The 17,037-nt window shown below is 63.2% G+C and carries 13 protein-coding genes and 1 pseudogene; 8 read left to right on the forward strand and 6 right to left on the reverse strand.

What is annotated here, in order from left to right; genetic code table 11:
- Positions 1-70 precede the first annotated feature (70 nt).
- Together NKH97_RS27300 and NKH97_RS27305 are read right to left on the reverse strand one after the other, a co-directional pair.
- Positions 71-469: pseudogene (locus tag NKH97_RS27300) on the reverse strand (iron chelate uptake ABC transporter family permease subunit); the annotation flags it as partial.
- On the reverse strand, positions 462-1,337 hold the full coding sequence (locus NKH97_RS27305; protein WP_352441453.1) for an ABC transporter substrate-binding protein: 876 nt from the start codon (positions 1,335-1,337) through the stop codon (positions 462-464). The pseudogene NKH97_RS27300 and the gene NKH97_RS27305, both read right to left, overlap by 8 nt.
- Positions 1,338-1,851: 514 nt before the next feature.
- Here NKH97_RS27305 and NKH97_RS27310 point away from each other — a divergent pair.
- Positions 1,852-2,199, forward strand: a complete 348-nt coding sequence (locus NKH97_RS27310; protein WP_032808338.1) for a hypothetical protein — start codon at positions 1,852-1,854, stop codon at positions 2,197-2,199.
- Positions 2,200-2,285: 86 nt separating this feature from the next.
- Here the strand turns inward: NKH97_RS27310 and ggt are convergent, their stop codons facing one another.
- The 3 genes from ggt to NKH97_RS27325 form a co-directional block, all read right to left on the reverse strand.
- Complete coding sequence (gene ggt / locus NKH97_RS27315) at positions 2,286-4,025, reverse strand: gamma-glutamyltransferase (RefSeq protein WP_352799169.1); 1,740 nt, start codon at positions 4,023-4,025, stop codon at positions 2,286-2,288.
- A 288-nt stretch (positions 4,026-4,313) separates the two neighbouring features.
- Positions 4,314-5,606 (reverse strand): L-rhamnose catabolism isomerase, encoded by a 1,293-nt coding sequence (gene rhaI, locus NKH97_RS27320; protein WP_352799170.1) that lies wholly within the window; start codon positions 5,604-5,606, stop codon positions 4,314-4,316.
- A gap of 128 nt (positions 5,607-5,734) precedes the next feature.
- Positions 5,735-7,837: a bifunctional rhamnulose-1-phosphate aldolase/short-chain dehydrogenase gene (locus NKH97_RS27325; RefSeq protein WP_352799171.1), complete on the reverse strand. Its 2,103-nt coding sequence runs from the start codon at positions 7,835-7,837 to the stop codon at positions 5,735-5,737.
- A gap of 187 nt (positions 7,838-8,024) precedes the next feature.
- Here NKH97_RS27325 and NKH97_RS27330 point away from each other — a divergent pair, with 187 nt between their 5' ends.
- From NKH97_RS27330 to NKH97_RS27360, 7 genes are all read left to right on the forward strand, one after another.
- On the forward strand, positions 8,025-8,834 hold the full coding sequence (locus NKH97_RS27330; RefSeq protein ID WP_352799172.1) for a DeoR/GlpR family DNA-binding transcription regulator: 810 nt from the start codon (positions 8,025-8,027) through the stop codon (positions 8,832-8,834).
- Between the two features lie 55 nt (positions 8,835-8,889).
- Positions 8,890-9,885, forward strand: coding sequence for a rhamnose ABC transporter substrate-binding protein (gene rhaS / locus NKH97_RS27335; RefSeq protein WP_023813908.1), 996 nt, complete (start codon positions 8,890-8,892; stop codon positions 9,883-9,885).
- A 113-nt stretch (positions 9,886-9,998) separates the two neighbouring features.
- Positions 9,999-11,549 (forward strand): sugar ABC transporter ATP-binding protein, encoded by a 1,551-nt coding sequence (locus NKH97_RS27340; protein ID WP_352799173.1) that lies wholly within the window; start codon positions 9,999-10,001, stop codon positions 11,547-11,549.
- On the forward strand, positions 11,546-12,526 hold the full coding sequence (locus tag NKH97_RS27345) for an ABC transporter permease (RefSeq protein ID WP_352799174.1): 981 nt from the start codon (positions 11,546-11,548) through the stop codon (positions 12,524-12,526). The genes NKH97_RS27340 and NKH97_RS27345 overlap by 4 nt, the downstream gene beginning before the upstream one ends.
- Positions 12,523-13,518, forward strand: coding sequence for an ABC transporter permease (locus NKH97_RS27350; protein ID WP_352799175.1), 996 nt, complete (start codon positions 12,523-12,525; stop codon positions 13,516-13,518). The genes NKH97_RS27345 and NKH97_RS27350 overlap by 4 nt, the downstream gene beginning before the upstream one ends.
- Positions 13,518-13,835, forward strand: coding sequence for an L-rhamnose mutarotase (gene rhaM / locus NKH97_RS27355; RefSeq protein ID WP_352799176.1), 318 nt, complete (start codon positions 13,518-13,520; stop codon positions 13,833-13,835). The genes NKH97_RS27350 and rhaM overlap by 1 nt, the downstream gene beginning before the upstream one ends.
- Positions 13,832-15,208 (forward strand): FGGY-family carbohydrate kinase, encoded by a 1,377-nt coding sequence (locus NKH97_RS27360; RefSeq protein ID WP_352799177.1) that lies wholly within the window; start codon positions 13,832-13,834, stop codon positions 15,206-15,208. Before rhaM ends, NKH97_RS27360 begins: the two co-directional genes overlap by 4 nt.
- Here NKH97_RS27360 and NKH97_RS27365 read toward each other — a convergent pair whose 3' ends face one another.
- Positions 15,209-17,035 carry an alanine racemase gene (locus NKH97_RS27365; RefSeq protein ID WP_352799178.1) on the reverse strand — a complete coding sequence of 609 codons (1,827 nt, stop codon included), beginning with the start codon at positions 17,033-17,035 and terminating at the stop codon, positions 15,209-15,211. It abuts the gene before it with no gap.
- Positions 17,036-17,037 lie beyond the last annotated feature (2 nt).

Here is a 17,037-nt window from a genome sequence, read left to right on the forward strand (position 1 = left end):
TGGCCTCCAATCCAGCCAGCATCTTGAATCACAAACATCCGGCTTTGGGAATCCTACGATTCTCTCAAAATAGGAATCGCTCTAGTGCCAGCGCCAGATAGGCGCCCGCCGAGACGCCAACCGTTTCGGGCGAGGCAAGCGGGTTGCGCAGAACCTGCTGCAGGACGGTTCCGGCAAGCCCGAGCGCCGCACCGCATAAAAGGCTGACGGCAAGCCTGGGCAGGAAGGCGTAGTGGACGAGCACCTGCCGCATATCATCAATGTCCGGGGCGGCGAGCGATTGGAGCCAGAGCGCCGATGGCAGCTGCACGGTGAGGTTTGAGACGGTTGCCGCGATCGCCGTCGCGAGCAGCACCGCGCAAAGCAGGATCGCGCCTACCGGCTGATTGCCAAGAGAGCCCCATGGCAAGGCGCGGCCCGACGGCGCAAGCTTTCCTTCTTGAGTGACGGCCGCGGCATCCTCAGCCATGGGCGGCCTCCGCGGTCATCGCCGACGCCAGGACCCGAGCAAAACGGCGCGCGGATGGAAGCGCGCCAAACATCAGGACGGCAGGAAGGCGCATGATCCAGCGGTTGCGCACGAAAGGCATGGCGTTCCAGACCGGACTTTCGGTCAGCGTGCCGCCAGCGCCCTCAGGCAAGGGTTCGAGATAGGCGAGGCGCGCATCGCTGGATGTTGCCAGCCCGTCGATACCGACGGTCGAAAACCCCCAGTAATTGGTCTCGGCCGTCCACGCGTTGCTGAGCCCGATGCGGTCGAACACCTCCTGAAACAGGCTCTTTGCGCCGTAGACGCGCACATTGCGGGGGTCCAGGAAGCTGACGACATAGATCGGCCGTGCCGACAGCGGCGCCAGTTGCTGGCGAACTTCCGTAAAATACGCGTCTGTCGCCACGATCAGCGCTTCGCCTTCGCTTTCCTTGCCGACAAGCCCGGCGAGCTGGCGCGTCGCCTCGACGGCGTGCTGATAGGGCTGCCCGGCTTCGGTGTAGAGACCGATCGTCGTCACCGGAGCCACGCGTTCGAGCAGCGGCTTGATGCCGTCGAGATACGGCATGGACAGGATGATGTCGGGCCTGAGCTGCTGCAGGAATTCAAGATTGGGCTCGAGCAGCGTGCCGACATCGGCGATGTCAGGCGGCAGCCGCGGCTCGACCACCCATTTCTCCCAGACCTCCCGATCGGCAATGGCGACCGGGCTGACGCCGAGCATGAGCAAGGTCTCGGTCAACCCGTCATCCAGGCAGACTATGCGCAACGGACGGGCTTCAGCCGTGGAGAACCCCATGCCGGCGAACGGCAGCGTGAAAAGCCCGAGCGCCTGGCGCCGGGTCATTCGGCTGCGCAAGTGATCGGACGCGGCTCTCGACTGGGGCTCTCGGTCTCTCTGCAATGCGGCGTGCCCTGCTTTTCGGGATACGGTCTCCAGTGACCACTGCCCGGTTGACTATGAAACATGAGTTTAATAGTCAACATTTTGGTGGCCTGACAAGTCAACTTTTACGCAACCGCATGCCAGGCGCAGCCGCCGCTTGGCCGCAAGGCGATTCGCCCGTACAACAGCGCTGTGCGATGTGGCCGCCAAAAAATCACGGCCCGCGAAGCCCAATCCGCGCCTCGCATCATTTTTCCTCCACGAAGGCATTCCATGATAGACGAAGCCACGGTCGCCTTTGGGCAGCCGTTTCCTGGATTGCCTGAGAGACCAAAGACGGCCAAGGAACGAACCAAAAAAGCCGGCAGCAAGCCGCCGCCTGAAGACGTCAAGGACCGGTCGAACGCATCAAGGCAGCGCGATCGGGTTGCACTCGGCAAGGCTTGATGATTTGTTGCCGCTATACGGAGAACGAATGATGCGAGAGCCTGCCGGTCAAGACGAATACGGGTCGACGAACCCCTTCGATCCGGACGACCTGCCGACGTTGAACGCAATCGGCCCGAGCATGGGTAGCGGCAATGATTTCGAGAGATATGCCGTTGCCGTGATCATCGTGTTCGGTGCGCTGATCATTGGCGGGCTGATGGCCGCATCGATGGTCTTCGGGCACCGCAACGGCTTCCTCTTCGCGCTTGGCGGCGCCACGTCCGCCTGGATATCCGGAAACGCGCTGCTGCTCGACCGGCCGCGTATCTATGCGCTGTTCGTCGGCATTGCCGCCTTGATGCTGGTTGCGTCCACCCTCACGCTGGTCTTGTGACGGTCAAATCGGTGTGAGCCGATCCACTTGAGCAGCGGGCGATCAACCCGAATCGCCGCGCGGCACCAAGCTTTTCCTCCGAGCTGTCAGTATCCGAGCGCCTCGCCAGAGGCCGCGCGGCTGTCGATGGCGCCGTTGTAGCGCGCGCCGCCGCCCTTCTCGATTTCCGCCAGGCTCTTGCCGCCGACCAGGATGCCGGCCGCCTGCCCCCAGGTCTGGTCAGCGAGATCTAGGTGATATCCCATGCCGGCCAGCAGCTTTTCTGTGTCCGGCGACAGGCCGAACGGCTCGACATAAACCTTGTCGGGCAGCCATTGATGGTGGATGCGAGGCGCGTCGATCGCCTCCTGGATGTTCATGCCGTGGTCGATGACATTGACGATGGCTTCCAGCGTGATGGTGATGATGCGCGAACCACCCGGGCTGCCGATGACCATGAACGGCTTGCCGTCCTTGGCCACCACGGTCGGGCTCATCGACGACAGCGGCGTCTTCTTCGACTGGATGGCGTTGGCCTCGCCCTGGACCAGGCCATAGAGGTTGGGCACGCCGGGCTTCTGGGTGAAATCGTCCATCTCGTTGTTGAGCAGGATGCCGGTGCCGTCGGCAACGACGCCGGCGCCGAAGGACCCGTTCAGCGTGTAGGTGACCGCGACCGCGTTGCCGTCATCGTCGATGATCGAATAATGCGTCGTCTCCTTACTCTCGCCAAAGCCCTTCGGCATCAGTTCCTGCGACACGCCGGCCCGGAACGGGTCGATCTTGTCGCGGATATCCTTGGCATAGGCCTTATCAAGCAATTTCGAGACCGGATTGTCGACGAAATCGGGATCGCCGAGCGCGGAATTGCGGTCGACATAGGCGTAGCGCATCGCCTCGATCATGACGTGGACCGTCTCGGCAGAACCGGCACCGAGGTAGGATAAGGGATAGCCCTCCAGAACGTTGAGTATCTCGCAGATGATGACGCCGCCGGAGCTGGGCGGCGGCGAGGAGGTGATCTCGTAGCCGCGATAGGTGCAGGTCACGGGCTTGAGTTCACGCACCGCATATTGCTCGAAATCCGGTTTGGCGAGAATGCCGCCCTTGGCGCCGCTCGCCTTGACGATGGCATCGGCGATGGCGCCTTTGTAAAAGGCATCCGTACCCCTTTCGGAAATGGCGGCGAGCGACGCCGCGAGGTCGGGCTGGACCAGCCGCTCGCCGATGCCATAGGGCTTGCCGTCGGGTTTCAGGAATATGGCGGCCGCCGCGGGGTCCTTCGCCAGCCTGTCGGCACTGCCGGCAAACGAGGCGGCGTCGCCCTGGTTGAGGATGAAGCCGTCCTTGGCGTAGCCGATTGCCGGCGCCATCAGATCCTGGCGGGACAATTTGCCGTATTTTTCACGGGCCAGTTCCAGACCGGCCACCGAACCCGGCACGCCGACCGCAAGATAGCCGTCGAGACTGGCCCCCTTCACCGGGTTGCCGTCCTTGTCGAGATACATGGTTTTTGTCGCCGCCAGCGGCGCCCGCTCGCGGAAATCGAGAAAGGTCGATTTGCCGTCCTTGAAGCGGATGGTCATGAAGCCGCCGCCGCCGATATTGCCGGCATTGGGGTAGACGACCGCGAGCGCATAGCCGACGGCAACCGCCGCATCGACAGCATTGCCGCCCTTCTTCAAGACCTCGATGCCGACTTCGGACGCCAGATGCTGGGCCGTCACCACCATGCCGTGCTCGCCCTTGGCCGGTTGCGGGGAAGCGGCGAAGGCGCTCGTCAACGGCGCCAGGGCAAAGGTGATGGAAAGACTGGCGGCGATCAGTGTCCGACGGTTGAGAGGCATGGCGGTTCTCCGGGCGGGGGTGCGCCTAGAAAAGACCCTCGGGATGGGTTAGTCCAGCCAATAGTGACGGTTGGCGTTCCTTCACACCCCCCTCTGTCCTGCCGGACATCTCCCCCGCAAGGGGGGAGATTGGCAGCTTCAGCTGCGGCGCTCTTCCTGCATCGTTGGCGATTGGCGAAAGCGGAAATGACATCCGATCTCCCCCCTTGCGGGGGAGATGTCCAGCAGGACAGAGGGGGGTGCTCAAGTGCCGCCCTCTCTGTCCAATCGACGGAAAAAACTAAAGGCCTACACAATCCCGCCTGAACCGCCGGCGACCGCCGGCCGTTCGGCCGCGACCTTGGCGCGGTAGCCCGCCGCACGATAGGCTGCGACCGGATCGATGGCACCGCCGGTCTTCAGCCGCGCCATGGCGAGGATCGGCTCGACATCGGTGCGGTAGGCGGCTTTCAGCGTCTGCGTCGCCATCAGCGCGTCGTTCAAGTCCTGAAAACCTTCCAGCGCCTTGCGGTCGACGAGCAGCGCCTGCGCATAGGCGCGCTGCACCTCGACCGCCGACAGCATCAGGCTTTCGATCGGGTCGGTTACGTTGTGGCTCTGGTCGAGCATGTGCGCCGGGTCAAAACCCTCGGCGCCGGACAGTTCGGCATCGACCAGTTCGTTGAAGACGAGGAACAGCCGGTAGGGGTCGATCGAACCTGCATCGAGATCGTCGTCGCCATATTTCGAATCGTTGAAATGGAAGCCGCCGAGCTTCTTGAACTGGATCAGCCGCGAGACGATCATCTCGATGTTGACGTTGGGGGCATGGTGGCCAAGGTCGACGAGACAGAACGCCTTGTCGCCCAACTCTTGCGCGATCATGTAGTTGGTGCCCCAGTCCTGCACGACGGTGGAATAGAAGGCCGGCTCGTACATCTTGTGCTCGGAAAACAGCTTCCAGTCGGCGGGCAGCCCGGCATAGATCTCCTTCATGGCGTCGAGATAGCGCTCGAACGCCTTGGCGAAATTCACCTGACCGGGAAAGTTCGAACCGTCGCCGATCCACACCGTCAGCGCCCTGGAGCCCAGCGTCTTGCCGATCTCGATGCATTCGAGATTGTGCTCGACCGCTTGCCGGCGCGTGCCGGCATCGGCATGCGACAGCGAGCCGAATTTGTAGGAAAGCGTCTGGTCTTGGGCGTCGGAAAAGGTGTTGGAGTTCATGGCGTCGAAGCCGAGCCCGAAGCGCGAGGCTGCCTGCTTCAGCCGGTTCGGGTCGGCCTTGTCCCACGGAATGTGCAGGGAGACGGTCGGCGTCGCCTGCGTCAATTGCTGGATGACGGCGCAGTCCTCGATCTTGTCGAAGATGTCGCGCGGCTCACCGGCGCCGGGAAAGCGGGCAAAGCGCGTGCCGCCAGTGCCGACGCCCCAGGACGGGATCGCCACCGCGAATTTCTCGACCTTGTCACGGATGTCGTCGATGGCGATGCCGCGACGGTCGAGGCGTTCGCCGAGCGAGGCGTAGTCGCGCTCGAGGTTGGCCTTGCGCGCGGCGTTGTCCTTGTCGACGAGGTCGGCGGAGATGATGGATTCGGACACTACGATTCCTCCCAAAATGCGTACGGTCGGCGCTGCCCCCGCCGGAGCGCTTCCTTATCCCCGTCACTATACGGGGAGAAGGTGCGGGCAGTCGGATGAGGGGCAGCGCAACCCTCCAAGACAATCGCTCAACGCGTGAATGATTGCGCGTTGCCTGCGTCGACATTGATGATGTTGCCGGTGGACTTGGCCGACATGTCGGAGGCGAAGAAATAGATCGCCTCTGCGATGTCTTCCGGGAAGACCGACCGCTTGAGCATCGAACGCGAGCGATAATGCTCCTCCAGATCGTCGGTCGACATCTTGTAGGCGGCGGCGCGCTGTTCCTTCCACTCGCCGGTCCAGATCTTCGAGCCGCGCAGCACCGCGTCCGGGTTGACGACATTGACCCTGATCTGGGCTTCCGCGCCCTCGAGCGCCAGGCAGCGCGCCAGATGGATCTCGGCGGCCTTGGCGGTGCAATAGGCGGCGGCGTTGGGCGACGCGGCAAGGCCATTCTTGGAGGCGACGAAGACGACGTTGCCGCCGATCTTCTGGGTGCGGAACAGCCGGAACGCTTCCCGCGAGACCAGGAAATAACCGGTCGACAATATGTCCATGTTCTTGTTCCACAGCGCCAGCGTCGTCTCCTCGATCGGCGCCGAGGTGGCGAGACCAGCATTCGACACCAGAATGTCGATGCCGCCGAACTCGACCGCCGTCTCGGCGAAGCCTGAGATGACCTGCTCCTCGGCAGTGACGTTGATCAGCACGGGGCGGACGAAATCCTTGCCATAGGCCTTGGCCAGTTCCTCATTGGCGCTGGCCAGCGCTGCTTCGTCGATGTCGGCCAGCACCACGCAGGCGCCTTCGCGCAGCAGCCGGTTGGCGGTGGCGCGACCGATGCCGCCTGCGCCACCGGTGACCAGCGCGATCTGGCCGGCGAGCGCCTTCGGCTTCGGCATGCGCTGCAGCTTCAGATCCTCGAGCAGCCAGTACTCGATGTCGAAGGCTTCCTGTGCGGGCAGGCCGACATAGGACGAGACCGTCGAGGCGCCGCGCATGACATTGATGGCGTTGACATAGAATTCGCCCGAAATGCGGGCCGTTGCCTTGTCGCCGGCGAAGGTGAACATGCCGACGCCGGGCATCAGGTAGACGACAGCATTGGGATCGCGGATGGCGGGCGAGTCCGCGTGCTTGCAGCTGTCGTAATAGGCTTGATAGCCGACGCGATAGGCAGCCACGTCGTCGGCGAGGCGGGCGATGACCGCATCGACATCGGGTTTGGCCGGATCGAACTCGATGACCAGCGGGCGGATCTTGGTGCGCAGGAAATGGTCCGGGCACGACGTGCCGAGTGCCGCCAGCGGGCGCAGATCCCTGGAATTGACGAATTCGAGCACGGCGGCGGAATCATCGAAATGGCCAAGCTTGTGGCTCTTTTCCGAGATCAGGCCGCGAATCCTGGGCATCAGCTTTGCGGCAATGGCACGGCGCTCAGTGGCATCGAGCGACTTGACCACTTCACCACCGAAAATGGCGAGGCCCTCGGACCGGCGTTCGAACCACTCGATTGCCTGGTTGATCACCGAGATCGTCGTCTCGTAGCATTCCAGAGGGGTGTCGCCCCAGGTGAACAGGCCGTGGCTTTCCAGGATGACGCCCTTGGCGGCCGGATGTTCGAGGCAGAATTTTTCCAGCCACAGGCCAAGTTCGAAGCCCGGACGCTTCCACGGCAACCAGCCGATGGCGTCGCCGAAGATCTCCTTGGTCAGCGCCCTGGAATCCTTGGCGGCGGCAATGGCGATGATGGCGTCGGGATGCATGTGATCGACAAAAGGCTTCGGCACGAAGGCATGCAGCGGCGTGTCGATCGAGGCCGCGCGCGGATTGAGGTTGAAGGTGCAGTGCGGCAGGAAGCCGACCATCTCATCCTCGTGCTCAACGCCGCGATAAAGGCCTTTGAGCGCGCGCAGCTTGTCCATGTAGAGCGTGGCGAAGCCGTCGAGCTTGATAGAAGCGCTGTCGCCGCCAGAGCCCTTGACCCAAAGCACTTCGGCGTTCTCGCCGGTGAGCGGGTCTTTCTGCCAGATCTTCGAGGAGGTGTTGCCGCCGCCATAGTTGGTGACGCGCTTGTCCGAGCCAAGCACATTCGATCGATAGACGAGCCGCTCCGGCTCGCTCATCGCTTGAGCCTTGGCCTCATCCCACAGATTGGCGAGGCGCGCGCCGGTGCGCTTGTCGAGCATAGGGTATCCTCCCGAAAGGCACGCAAACGCTGCGGCCAATTTTGGGCCGAATTTCCACGGAAGCATCTAGCTTGTCAATCATAAACGATCAAGATCGATCATATTGCACTGCACAATGAAATTATATGATCGGAAATGATTGACACTGCGCGTTTTGGATGCCTAGATGCCCAGGCAGGGAGGAACCATGCACGAAAAAGAGCGCCACAGGATCATTCTGTCCGCCGTCCAGGAAAAGCCTGTTGTGACGGTGCAGGAGATGGTCGACCTGACGGAGTCCTCCGAGGCGACAATCCGGCGCGATATCGCGGCACTCCATGTCCAGAAGCGCCTGCGCCGGGTGCGCGGTGGCGCCGAGGCTATATCGCCGCCGCAGTTCATCGGTCTCGCCGGCCGGCCCTTTTCCGTCAACGAAACGATCAACGCCGCGCAGAAGCGGACAATCGCACGCGAAGCGGTCGAGCTGTGCAAGGATGGCGAGCCGATCATCATCAATGGTGGCACCACCACCTTTCAGATGGTGCATTTCCTGACCGGCCGCCGCATGCCGATCTTCACCAATTCGTTCCCGATCGCCGAACACCTGCTCAAGCACTCCAAGAACACGGTGATGCTGTCGGGCGGCACGATCTACCGCGAGCAGAACATCATCCTGTCGCCCTTCGACAATGACGTGACGCGCAATTTCTATGCGCGCCGCATGTTCATGGGCGCGCAGGGGCTGGGGCCGCTTGGCCTGATGGAAGGCGATCCGCTTTTGATCCAGGCGGAGCAGAAGCTGATCGACCAGGCCGACGAGTTGGTGGTGCTGGTCGACTCCTCGAAATTCCGCAAACGCTCCAGCCTGATCCTGTGCGGCCTGTCGCGCATCGCCACCGTCATCACCGATGACGGCATCGAGGATCGCGAAGCCAAGATGCTGGAAACCGCCGGCGTGACGCTGATCGTCGCCCGCACATCCGCAACCAACAAGGAAGAATCTTCACTGCAGGCCTGAGGCCAACTCGCGCTCGCAGCGGCGATGGAATGCAACGCTCAAGGGAGGAAATTCGATGAGCTTCTTGAAGAAATTGATGGTGACGGCTGCATTCTCAGCCGCCATGTTCGTGAATGCCGCCTATGCCGAGAACGTCAAGATCGCGTTGGTGGTGAAGTCGCTCGGCAACGGCTTCTTCGATGCCGCCAACAAGGGCGCCGAAGAGGCGGCCAAGGAACTCGGCGATGTCGACATCATCTACACCGGCCCGACCAAGGCGACCGCCGAAGCGCAGATCGAAGTGGTCAATTCGCTGATCGCGCAGAAGGTCAACGCCATCGCCATTTCGGCCAATGACGCCGACGCGCTGGTACCGGTGCTGAAGAAGGCCATGGAACGCGGCATCACCGTCATCTCCTGGGATTCGGGCGTCGCCAAGGAAGGCCGCCAGCTTCACCTCAACCCGTCCGACACCGGCCTGATCGGCGAGACCATCATCAAGCTTGCCGCCGATTACCTGCCGGAAGGCGGCGAAGTCGCCATCCTGTCGGCCTCCTCGACCGCGACCAACCAGAACGCCTGGATCGATGCGGCCAAGAAAATCCTGCCGGAGAAGTTCCCCAAGATCAAACTTGTCGCCACCGTCTATGGCGATGACGATTCGGCCAAGAGCACTGATGAGGCCAAGGGCCTGTTGAAGTCCTATCCGAACCTCAAGGCGATCATAGCGCCGACCACCGTCGGCGTCGTTGCCGCCGCCCAGGTCGTCACCGATGAGAACTTGATCGGCAAGGTCAATGTCACCGGTCTCGCATTGCCGTCCGAGTTCAAGAAGTTCATCGACAACGGTTCCAGCCAGGCGGTTGCGCTGTGGAACCCGATCGACCTCGGCTACTCGGCCGTCTACCTCGCCCATGATCTGGCAGTGAAGAAGGAAGAGGCCAAGCCCGGCGCCACGCTGTCGATCGGCCGTGTCGGCAAGGTCACGCTCGACGACACCAACTCGGCTGCGATGGCTCCGCCCTTCCAGTTCGACAAGTCGAACATCGAGAAGTTCTCCAAGATCTATTGATCTGGAGCGCTTGCACCCTCCCCCCTGTGGGGAGGGTCGGCGAGGCGGTCTTGCGAAGCAAAACCGGCGAGACGGGGTGGGGTGGCGACATCTCCACGCACCAGGACCTTGATATGCTAGACAACCCCCACCCCGCTCCAGTCGTTCGCGACCCTCCCCAGAAGGGGGAGGCGGCTCCACGCCTGACGCTGTCCGGCATCTCCAAGAGCTTTCCCGGCGTGCGCGCGCTGCACAATGTCAGCCTGTCGCTCTACCCCGGCCAGGTGACGGCGCTGATCGGTGAAAACGGCGCCGGCAAGTCGACGCTGGTCAAGATCATGACCGGCATCTACCAGCCCGACGGGGGCACAATCAGCATAGACGGCAAGGCCGTTACCCTGCCCAGCGCGCATGCCGCCTTCGGCCATGGCGTCACCGCCATCCACCAGGAAACCGTGCTGTTCGACGATCTGAGCGTGGCCGAAAACATCTTTCTCGGCCACGCGCCGCGCACGCGTTTGCGCACCATCGACTGGCGCACGATGCGCAAAAATGCGCGCGAAGTGCTCGACACCATGCATGCCGGCCATATCGACGCCGATGCGCGGCTGAAGGACCTCGGCATCGCCAACAAGCATCTGGTCGCCGTCGCGCGCGCCATGTCGATCGACGCGCAGATCGTCATCATGGACGAGCCGACCGCCGCCCTTTCGATGAAGGAGATCGAGGAGCTCTTTTTCCTGATCGAGTTCCTCAAGAGCGACGGCAAGGCGATCCTGTTCATCAGCCACAAGTTCGACGAGATCTACCGTATCGCCGACCGCTACACGGTGTTCCGCGATGGCGAGATGGTCGGCGAAGGCCTGATCAAGGATGCCGGCCAGAGCCAGATCGTGCGCCTGATGGTCGGCCGTGCGGTCGACCATATCTTTCCGCAGCGCAAGGCCGAGATCGGCGCGCCCGTCCTCTCCGTTTCCGGCCTGTCGCATCCGACCGAATTCAACGACATCGGCTTCGAACTGCACAAGGGCGAGATCCTCGGCTTCTACGGCCTGGTCGGCGCCGGCCGCAGCGAGGTAATGCAGGCGATATCGGGCATCACCCGCACATCAGCCGGCACGATCACGCTGGAAGGCAAGACGCTCGCGCCGAAATCGGCGGCGGATTCGATCGATGCCGGGATTGTCTACGTGCCCGAAGAACGCGGCAAGCAAGGCGTGGTGATCGGCCTGCCGATCTTCCAGAACGTCTCGCTGCCTTCGCTCAAGCGCACGTCGAAGTCCGGCCTGCTGCGGCTGGCGGAAGAGTTCGATCTGGCCCGCTCCTACACTGAGCGGCTCGACCTCAGGGCCTCCTCGCTAAGCCAGGACGTCGGCACGCTGTCGGGCGGCAACCAGCAGAAGATCGTCATCGCCAAATGGCTGGCGACGTCGCCCAAGGTGATCATCCTGGACGAGCCGACCAAGGGCATCGACATCGGCTCGAAGGCCGCCGTGCACGGCTTCATGGCCGAGTTGGTGGCGCAAGGCCTGTCGGTGATCATGGTGTCGTCCGAGCTGCCCGAAATCCTCGGCATGTCCGACCGTGTCGTGGTCATGCGCGAGGGGCTTGTCGCGGCGGTCTACGACAACAAGGGGCTGGACGCCGAGACGCTGGTTCGGACGGCAGCGGGGATCGCGGCATGAAGGCTTTCCTCAAATATCGCGAAATCTGGCTGTTCGCGGCCATCGTCCTGCTGATCGGCCTGATCTCGACGCGCTTTCCGGCCTTTGCCGACCCCGGCAATCTGCGCCAGGTGTTCAACGACACCTCGATCCTGATGATCCTGGCGCTGGGCCAGATGGTGGTCATCCTAACCCGGTCGATCGATCTGTCGATGGCGTCTAATCTATGCTTCACCGGCATGGTGGTGGCGATGCTGAACGCCGCGCATCCGGCAATCCCGATCCCGCTGCTGATCGTCGTCGCGCTGGCCGTCGGGCTGATGCTCGGCGCCATCAACGGCCTTTTAGTCTGGCGGCTGAACATCCCCTCGATCGTGGTGACGTTGGGCACGCTGACCATCTATCGCGGCGCCACCTTCGTCCTGTCCGGCGGTGCCTGGGTCAATGCCGACAAGATGAGCCCGGAATTCATCGGCTTTCAGCGCGCAGCCTTCATCGGCATTCCGGTGCTGTCGTGGATCGCCATCCTGGTCATCGCGCTGTTCTTCATCCTGATGACGCGCACCGCGCTCGGCCGCTCGATCTATGCCATCGGCGTCAACCCGACGGCTTCCGTCTATGCCGGCATCGATGTCGGCCGCACGAAATTCATCGTCTTCTGCATCTCCGGCATGATCGGCGGCCTGTCAGGCTATCTCTGGATCTCGCGCTATGTGATTGCGTCGGTCGAGGTCGCCAATGGCTATGAGCTCAACATCATCGCCGCCTGCGTCATCGGCGGCATCTCGATCGCCGGCGGCATCGGTTCGGTCGGCGGCGCGGTGCTCGGTGCGCTGTTCCTCGGCATCATCTCCAACGCGCTGCCGGTCATCAACATCTCACCCTTCTGGCAGATGGCGATTTCCGGCAGCGCCATCATTCTGGCCGTCGTGCTGAATGCGCGCGGCGAACGCCAGCAAGGCCGCATCATCCTGAGAAAGGTGGAGGCGGTGACATGACCGACATCCCTGCCCCACGCCACATTCCCGACCGGCTCGACAAGCCGCTTCGTTCGGCGATCTTTTCCTGGGAAGCGCTGCTGGTCGTGGTGGCCGTCGCCATCTTCGCCATCAACAGCTTCGCCTCGCCCTATTTCCTCGACCCTTATTCGCTGTCCGATCTCACCTTCAATTTCACCGAGAAGGGCCTGATCGCCTTCGCCATGGCGCTGCTGATCATCTCGGGCGAGATCGATCTGTCGGTGGCCGCCATCATCGCGCTGGCGTCGACGATGATGGGCATGGCGGTGCAGGCCGGCGCCGGCACGCCGGCGCTGGTGGCGATCGGCATCGTCGTCGGGCTCGGCTGCGGCGCCTTCAACGGGCTGCTGGTGACAAGGCTCGGCCTGCCGTCGATCGTCGTCACCATCGGCACGATGAGCCTGTTTCGCGGCATCGCCTTCATCATCCTCGGCGACCAGGCCTACAAGGGCTATCCCTCACACTTCGCCTTCTTCGGCCAGGGCTATGTCTGGTGGGTGGTGTCGTTCGAACTGGTGCTCTTCCTGATCGCGGCCGTCGTCTACTGGTTCCTTCTGCACCGCACGAGTTTCGGCCGCCGCGTCTTCGCCATCGGCAACAATCCGGTCGCTGCGCAATTTTCCGGCGTGCGCGTCGGCCGCACCAAGTTCATCCTGTTCTGCCTGACCGGGCTGATGTCGGGCATCGCCTCGGTGCTGATCACCTCCCGCCTCGGCTCGACACGGCCGTCGATCGCGCAAGGCTACGAGCTGGAAGTCATCACCATGGTGGTGCTCGGCGGCGTCAGCATCCTCGGTGGCGCCGGCAGCATTCTTGGCGTCGTGCTTGCAGCCTTCATCATGGGACTGGTGACCTTCGGGCTTGGCCTGCTCAACGTGCCCGGCATCGTCATGTCGATCTTCATCGGCCTGCTGCTGATCATCGTCATTGCCTTGCCGATCGTCTGGCGGCGACTCCGCGGAGGGCGTTGATGGCCGAAAAATACGCATTCAAGATGAAGCTCAAGCCCGGCATGAAGGCCGAGTACAAGAAGTGCCATGACGAAATCTGGCCGTCGCTGCTCGCGCTGCTGAAGCAGGCCGGCGTCTCCGACTATTCCATTCATCTCGATGAGGAGACCAATATCCTGTTCGGTGTGCTGTGGCGGCGAGACGACCACGGCATGGACGAATTGCCCAGGCATTCGGTGATGCAGCGCTGGTGGGCTGAAATGGCCGACATCATGGAAACCAGACCGGACAACGAGCCGGTGGCCGTGAAGCTGGAAACAATGTTCCACATGGCATGAGTGCTATGCGCCACATCGCCGTCATCGACATCGGCAAGACCAACGCCAAGGTGGCGCTGGTCGACCTCGCGACGTTGAGCGAGGTGGCGCTGCGCCGAATGGCCAATGCGCCGGTGCGACAGGCGCCCTACCCGCACCACGATGTCGAGGCCTTGTGGGCATTCATCCTCGAAAGCCTTGCCGGCCTCAACCACGAACAGCGCATCGACGCCATTTCGATCACCACCCACGGCGCGACCGGCGTGCTGGTCGACGCGGCGGGTGAACTGGTGCTGCCTGTGCTCGACTATGAGTTCGATGGCCCTGACAGGCTGGCAGCGGATTATGAAGCGATCCGCCCGCTCTTTTCCGAGACCGGCACGCCGCGCCTGCCGCTCGGCCTCAATCTCGGTGCGCAATTCTTCTGGCAGCAGAAAAGCTTCCCGGCCGAATTCGCTAGGGCCGCCGCGATGCTGATGTACCCGCAATACTGGGCGCTTCGCCTGACCGGCATCGCCGCCAACGAGGTCACCTCGCTCGGCTGCCACACCGATCTGTGGAACCCGTGGACGGCGGATTTTTCATCGTTGGTCGACGGCTTGGAGTGGCGGAGCCTGATGGCGCCGGTGCGGCCAGCCAGGGATCGTCTCGGCCCTATCCTGCCCATCGTTGCGGTGCGAACCGGACTCGGTGCGCAAACGCCGGTGTTCTGCGGCCTGCATGATTCCAACGCCTCGCTGCTGCCGCATCTGCTGTCCGACAAACCACCTTTCTCCGTGGTCTCGACCGGCACCTGGGTGGTGTCGATGGCGGTCGGCGGCAAACAGATTGCGCTGGATGCCGCGCGCGACACACTGGTCAATGTCAACGCACTCGGCAATCCCGTTCCCTCTGCGCGCTTCATGGGCGGCCGCGAGTTTTCCGTGCTGACCAAGGACCAGCCGGAGCAGTGGACCGAGAATGATGTCGGCGCCGTGCTGGCGCGAAAGATGCTGCTGCTGCCGTCGACCCAGCAAGGGTCTGGGCCGTTCCCGCATCAGACCGCGGCATGGCTCAACGCTGACGGCATGAACAGCGGCCAGCGCTTTGCCGCCATCTCGTTCTATCTGGCGTTGATGACGGCGACCTGCCTCGACCTGATCGGCGCGGACGGTCCGACCACGGTCGAAGGCCCCTTTGCCCGTAACCGGCTCTTTGTCGGCATGCTGGCGGCAGCCACGGCGCGCGCCGTGGTTGCGTCCGAGGCCGCCACCGGCACCAGCATCGGCGCGGCGCTGCTGGCATCCGATCAGCCGGCGACGCACGGCAAGGGCGAAAGAATAGAACCGCCTGTAGACCCGGCCTGGGTTGATTATGCCAGCGCATGGCGCGCGGCAGTGGACGTGCAGGGCTGATCAAAGAATCCGCTTGCCGAAGGCCGACATGACGAAGTTGACCGCGTCGGTGCCGATCTGCGGCTCCAGATCCGCCGTCAGGCCCGACACATCCATCGACAGCAGCCCGCCGGAGAGTGCGATCGCCTCCATCGCCTGATGCGTCTCGCGCACGGTCAGCCCGCCGGAGCCCGCAGCCCAGCCGGCGAATTCGGTCGCGGTCGGCGAATAGCTGACGTGAAAGCCTTGCGTACCAGAGGTGGCGATGCGTATCGCCTCATGCATCAGGTCGCGCATGCCCATGGCGTCGATATCGGTCATGGTGAATGCCGACACGCGCGAATCCTTCAGCACCCGCGCTTCGGCCGGATCGGCGTGACGCAAGCCGACGATGACGACATTTTCCGGCGACAGCTGCGGCTGCAGCGCACCCGCCTTGTGGTCGAGGCCGAGAGTGCGCGCCAGCACCGAGCCTTCCGGCAGGTCGATGCCCTCCTCGTCCTCCGGCATCAGGGCGGCGATGGAATCGATCCAGATCAGGCCGAAGGAATGTGTCGCGCGCGCCGTCGCGGTCAGCGCCTTGTGGGCGATGCGCCGGTCGGCGCCTGCGATGAGGCGGACCAGCCCCGATGGCGGCCTCTCGACATCGGCGAGTTCCACCACGTCGAAGTTCATCGCTTCCAGCCGCGCGCCGGTGCCTTCCCGGGCCAGGATGCCGGCAGCTCCCTGCCCGGCCGTGATCTGCACCATCTTGCGACCGGAAAAATCCTCGACGTCGTGCATCGGGGCCTTCTCGACATATTCCGAAGTCATTGCCAAAAGCATGGCGCCATAGCTCATGCGGAAGGCGACGCGGTCGCCGACGGAGGGCCTCGGATCGGCATCGGCGACGTCGAGTAGCAGATGATCGCTGGAGGCGCCCAGCACCCGTATCCCCTTGGCGATCGGCGTCAGCCCCTCGACCAGCACGTCCTCGCGGCCGATATTGGCGATGGCGCGCAGCCTGTCGCCCTCGTCGGGGAAGACCGGCTGGTTGCCGAAGGCGTCATAGCCGGATTGGCCGATCGGCCGTGACGGCTTGAGCTTGACCTCGATGATGTCGCTGGTCAGCCGGCAGGCATCGGGTTCGAGCTCCGCCCACGGCGTGTCGCGGAAGGTCTCGACGCCGCCTTGCAGGATCGCCTCGCCGACCCGCAGATTGTTGATGCCGGCCGGCAGTCTGCCTTCGAGCAGCAGCGGCAGCGACGACGAGGCACCGCCGGAGATCACGTCGAGGCTTCTGCCGGACAGGCGCTCGGTCTTGTAGGCATGGGCGACGAGTTGGCCGAGATTTTCCGGCGTCGGCATGATGGCGCCGAAACAGCCGAGATTGGTGCCGATGCCGGCAATGCGAACGCCCTTGAACTGCAGTATCTGCTCGACCGTCGGAATAAGGTCATTTGGCCAGATGCCTTCGCGCAGATCGCCGAGATCGATCATCAGCATGATGTCGTGGACGCGGCCCATGCGCTCGGCGATGCGCGAAATCTCGCGGATGGTGGCGAGTTCCGACTGCAGGCTGATGTCGACGGTGCGTACCACCTCCTCAACCCGCGCCATCGGCGGGCTGCGCAACAGCATGATCGGCGCGTTGATGCCGCTGTCGCGCAGCCGGCGGATGTTCTCGAAGCGCGATTCGGCGATGCCGGCGACACCGGCGCGCAGCATGGCGCGCGCCACTTGCGGCATGCCGCAAGTGCCCTTGGTAACGCCGAATACTTTTATGCCCGACAGCGCGCAACGCTCGACGATCGTGCGCGCATTGCGCTCGATGCGGCCCAGGTCGATAGCGACTTGCGGTCCCGACATCA

The sequence above is a fragment of the Mesorhizobium sp. M0870 genome (genome assembly GCF_040319775.1).
Classification (GTDB): domain Bacteria; phylum Pseudomonadota; class Alphaproteobacteria; order Rhizobiales; family Rhizobiaceae; genus Mesorhizobium.

Coding starts and splice junctions, on each gene's coding strand:
- NKH97_RS27305 (WP_352441453.1), bottom strand. CDS start 1,337: ATGACCCGGCGCCAGGCGCTCGGGCTTTTCACGCTGCCGTTCGCCGGC.
- NKH97_RS27310 (WP_032808338.1), top strand. CDS start 1,852: ATGATGCGAGAGCCTGCCGGTCAAGACGAATACGGGTCGACGAACCCC.
- ggt (WP_352799169.1), bottom strand. CDS start 4,025: ATGCCTCTCAACCGTCGGACACTGATCGCCGCCAGTCTTTCCATCACC.
- NKH97_RS27325 (WP_352799171.1), bottom strand. CDS start 7,837: ATGCTCGACAAGCGCACCGGCGCGCGCCTCGCCAATCTGTGGGATGAG.
- NKH97_RS27330 (WP_352799172.1), top strand. CDS start 8,025: ATGCACGAAAAAGAGCGCCACAGGATCATTCTGTCCGCCGTCCAGGAA.
- rhaS (WP_023813908.1), top strand. CDS start 8,890: ATGAGCTTCTTGAAGAAATTGATGGTGACGGCTGCATTCTCAGCCGCC.
- NKH97_RS27340 (WP_352799173.1), top strand. CDS start 9,999: ATGCTAGACAACCCCCACCCCGCTCCAGTCGTTCGCGACCCTCCCCAG.
- NKH97_RS27345 (WP_352799174.1), top strand. CDS start 11,546: ATGAAGGCTTTCCTCAAATATCGCGAAATCTGGCTGTTCGCGGCCATC.
- NKH97_RS27350 (WP_352799175.1), top strand. CDS start 12,523: ATGACCGACATCCCTGCCCCACGCCACATTCCCGACCGGCTCGACAAG.
- rhaM (WP_352799176.1), top strand. CDS start 13,518: ATGGCCGAAAAATACGCATTCAAGATGAAGCTCAAGCCCGGCATGAAG.
- NKH97_RS27360 (WP_352799177.1), top strand. CDS start 13,832: ATGAGTGCTATGCGCCACATCGCCGTCATCGACATCGGCAAGACCAAC.
- NKH97_RS27365 (WP_352799178.1), bottom strand. CDS start 17,035: ATGTCGGGACCGCAAGTCGCTATCGACCTGGGCCGCATCGAGCGCAAT.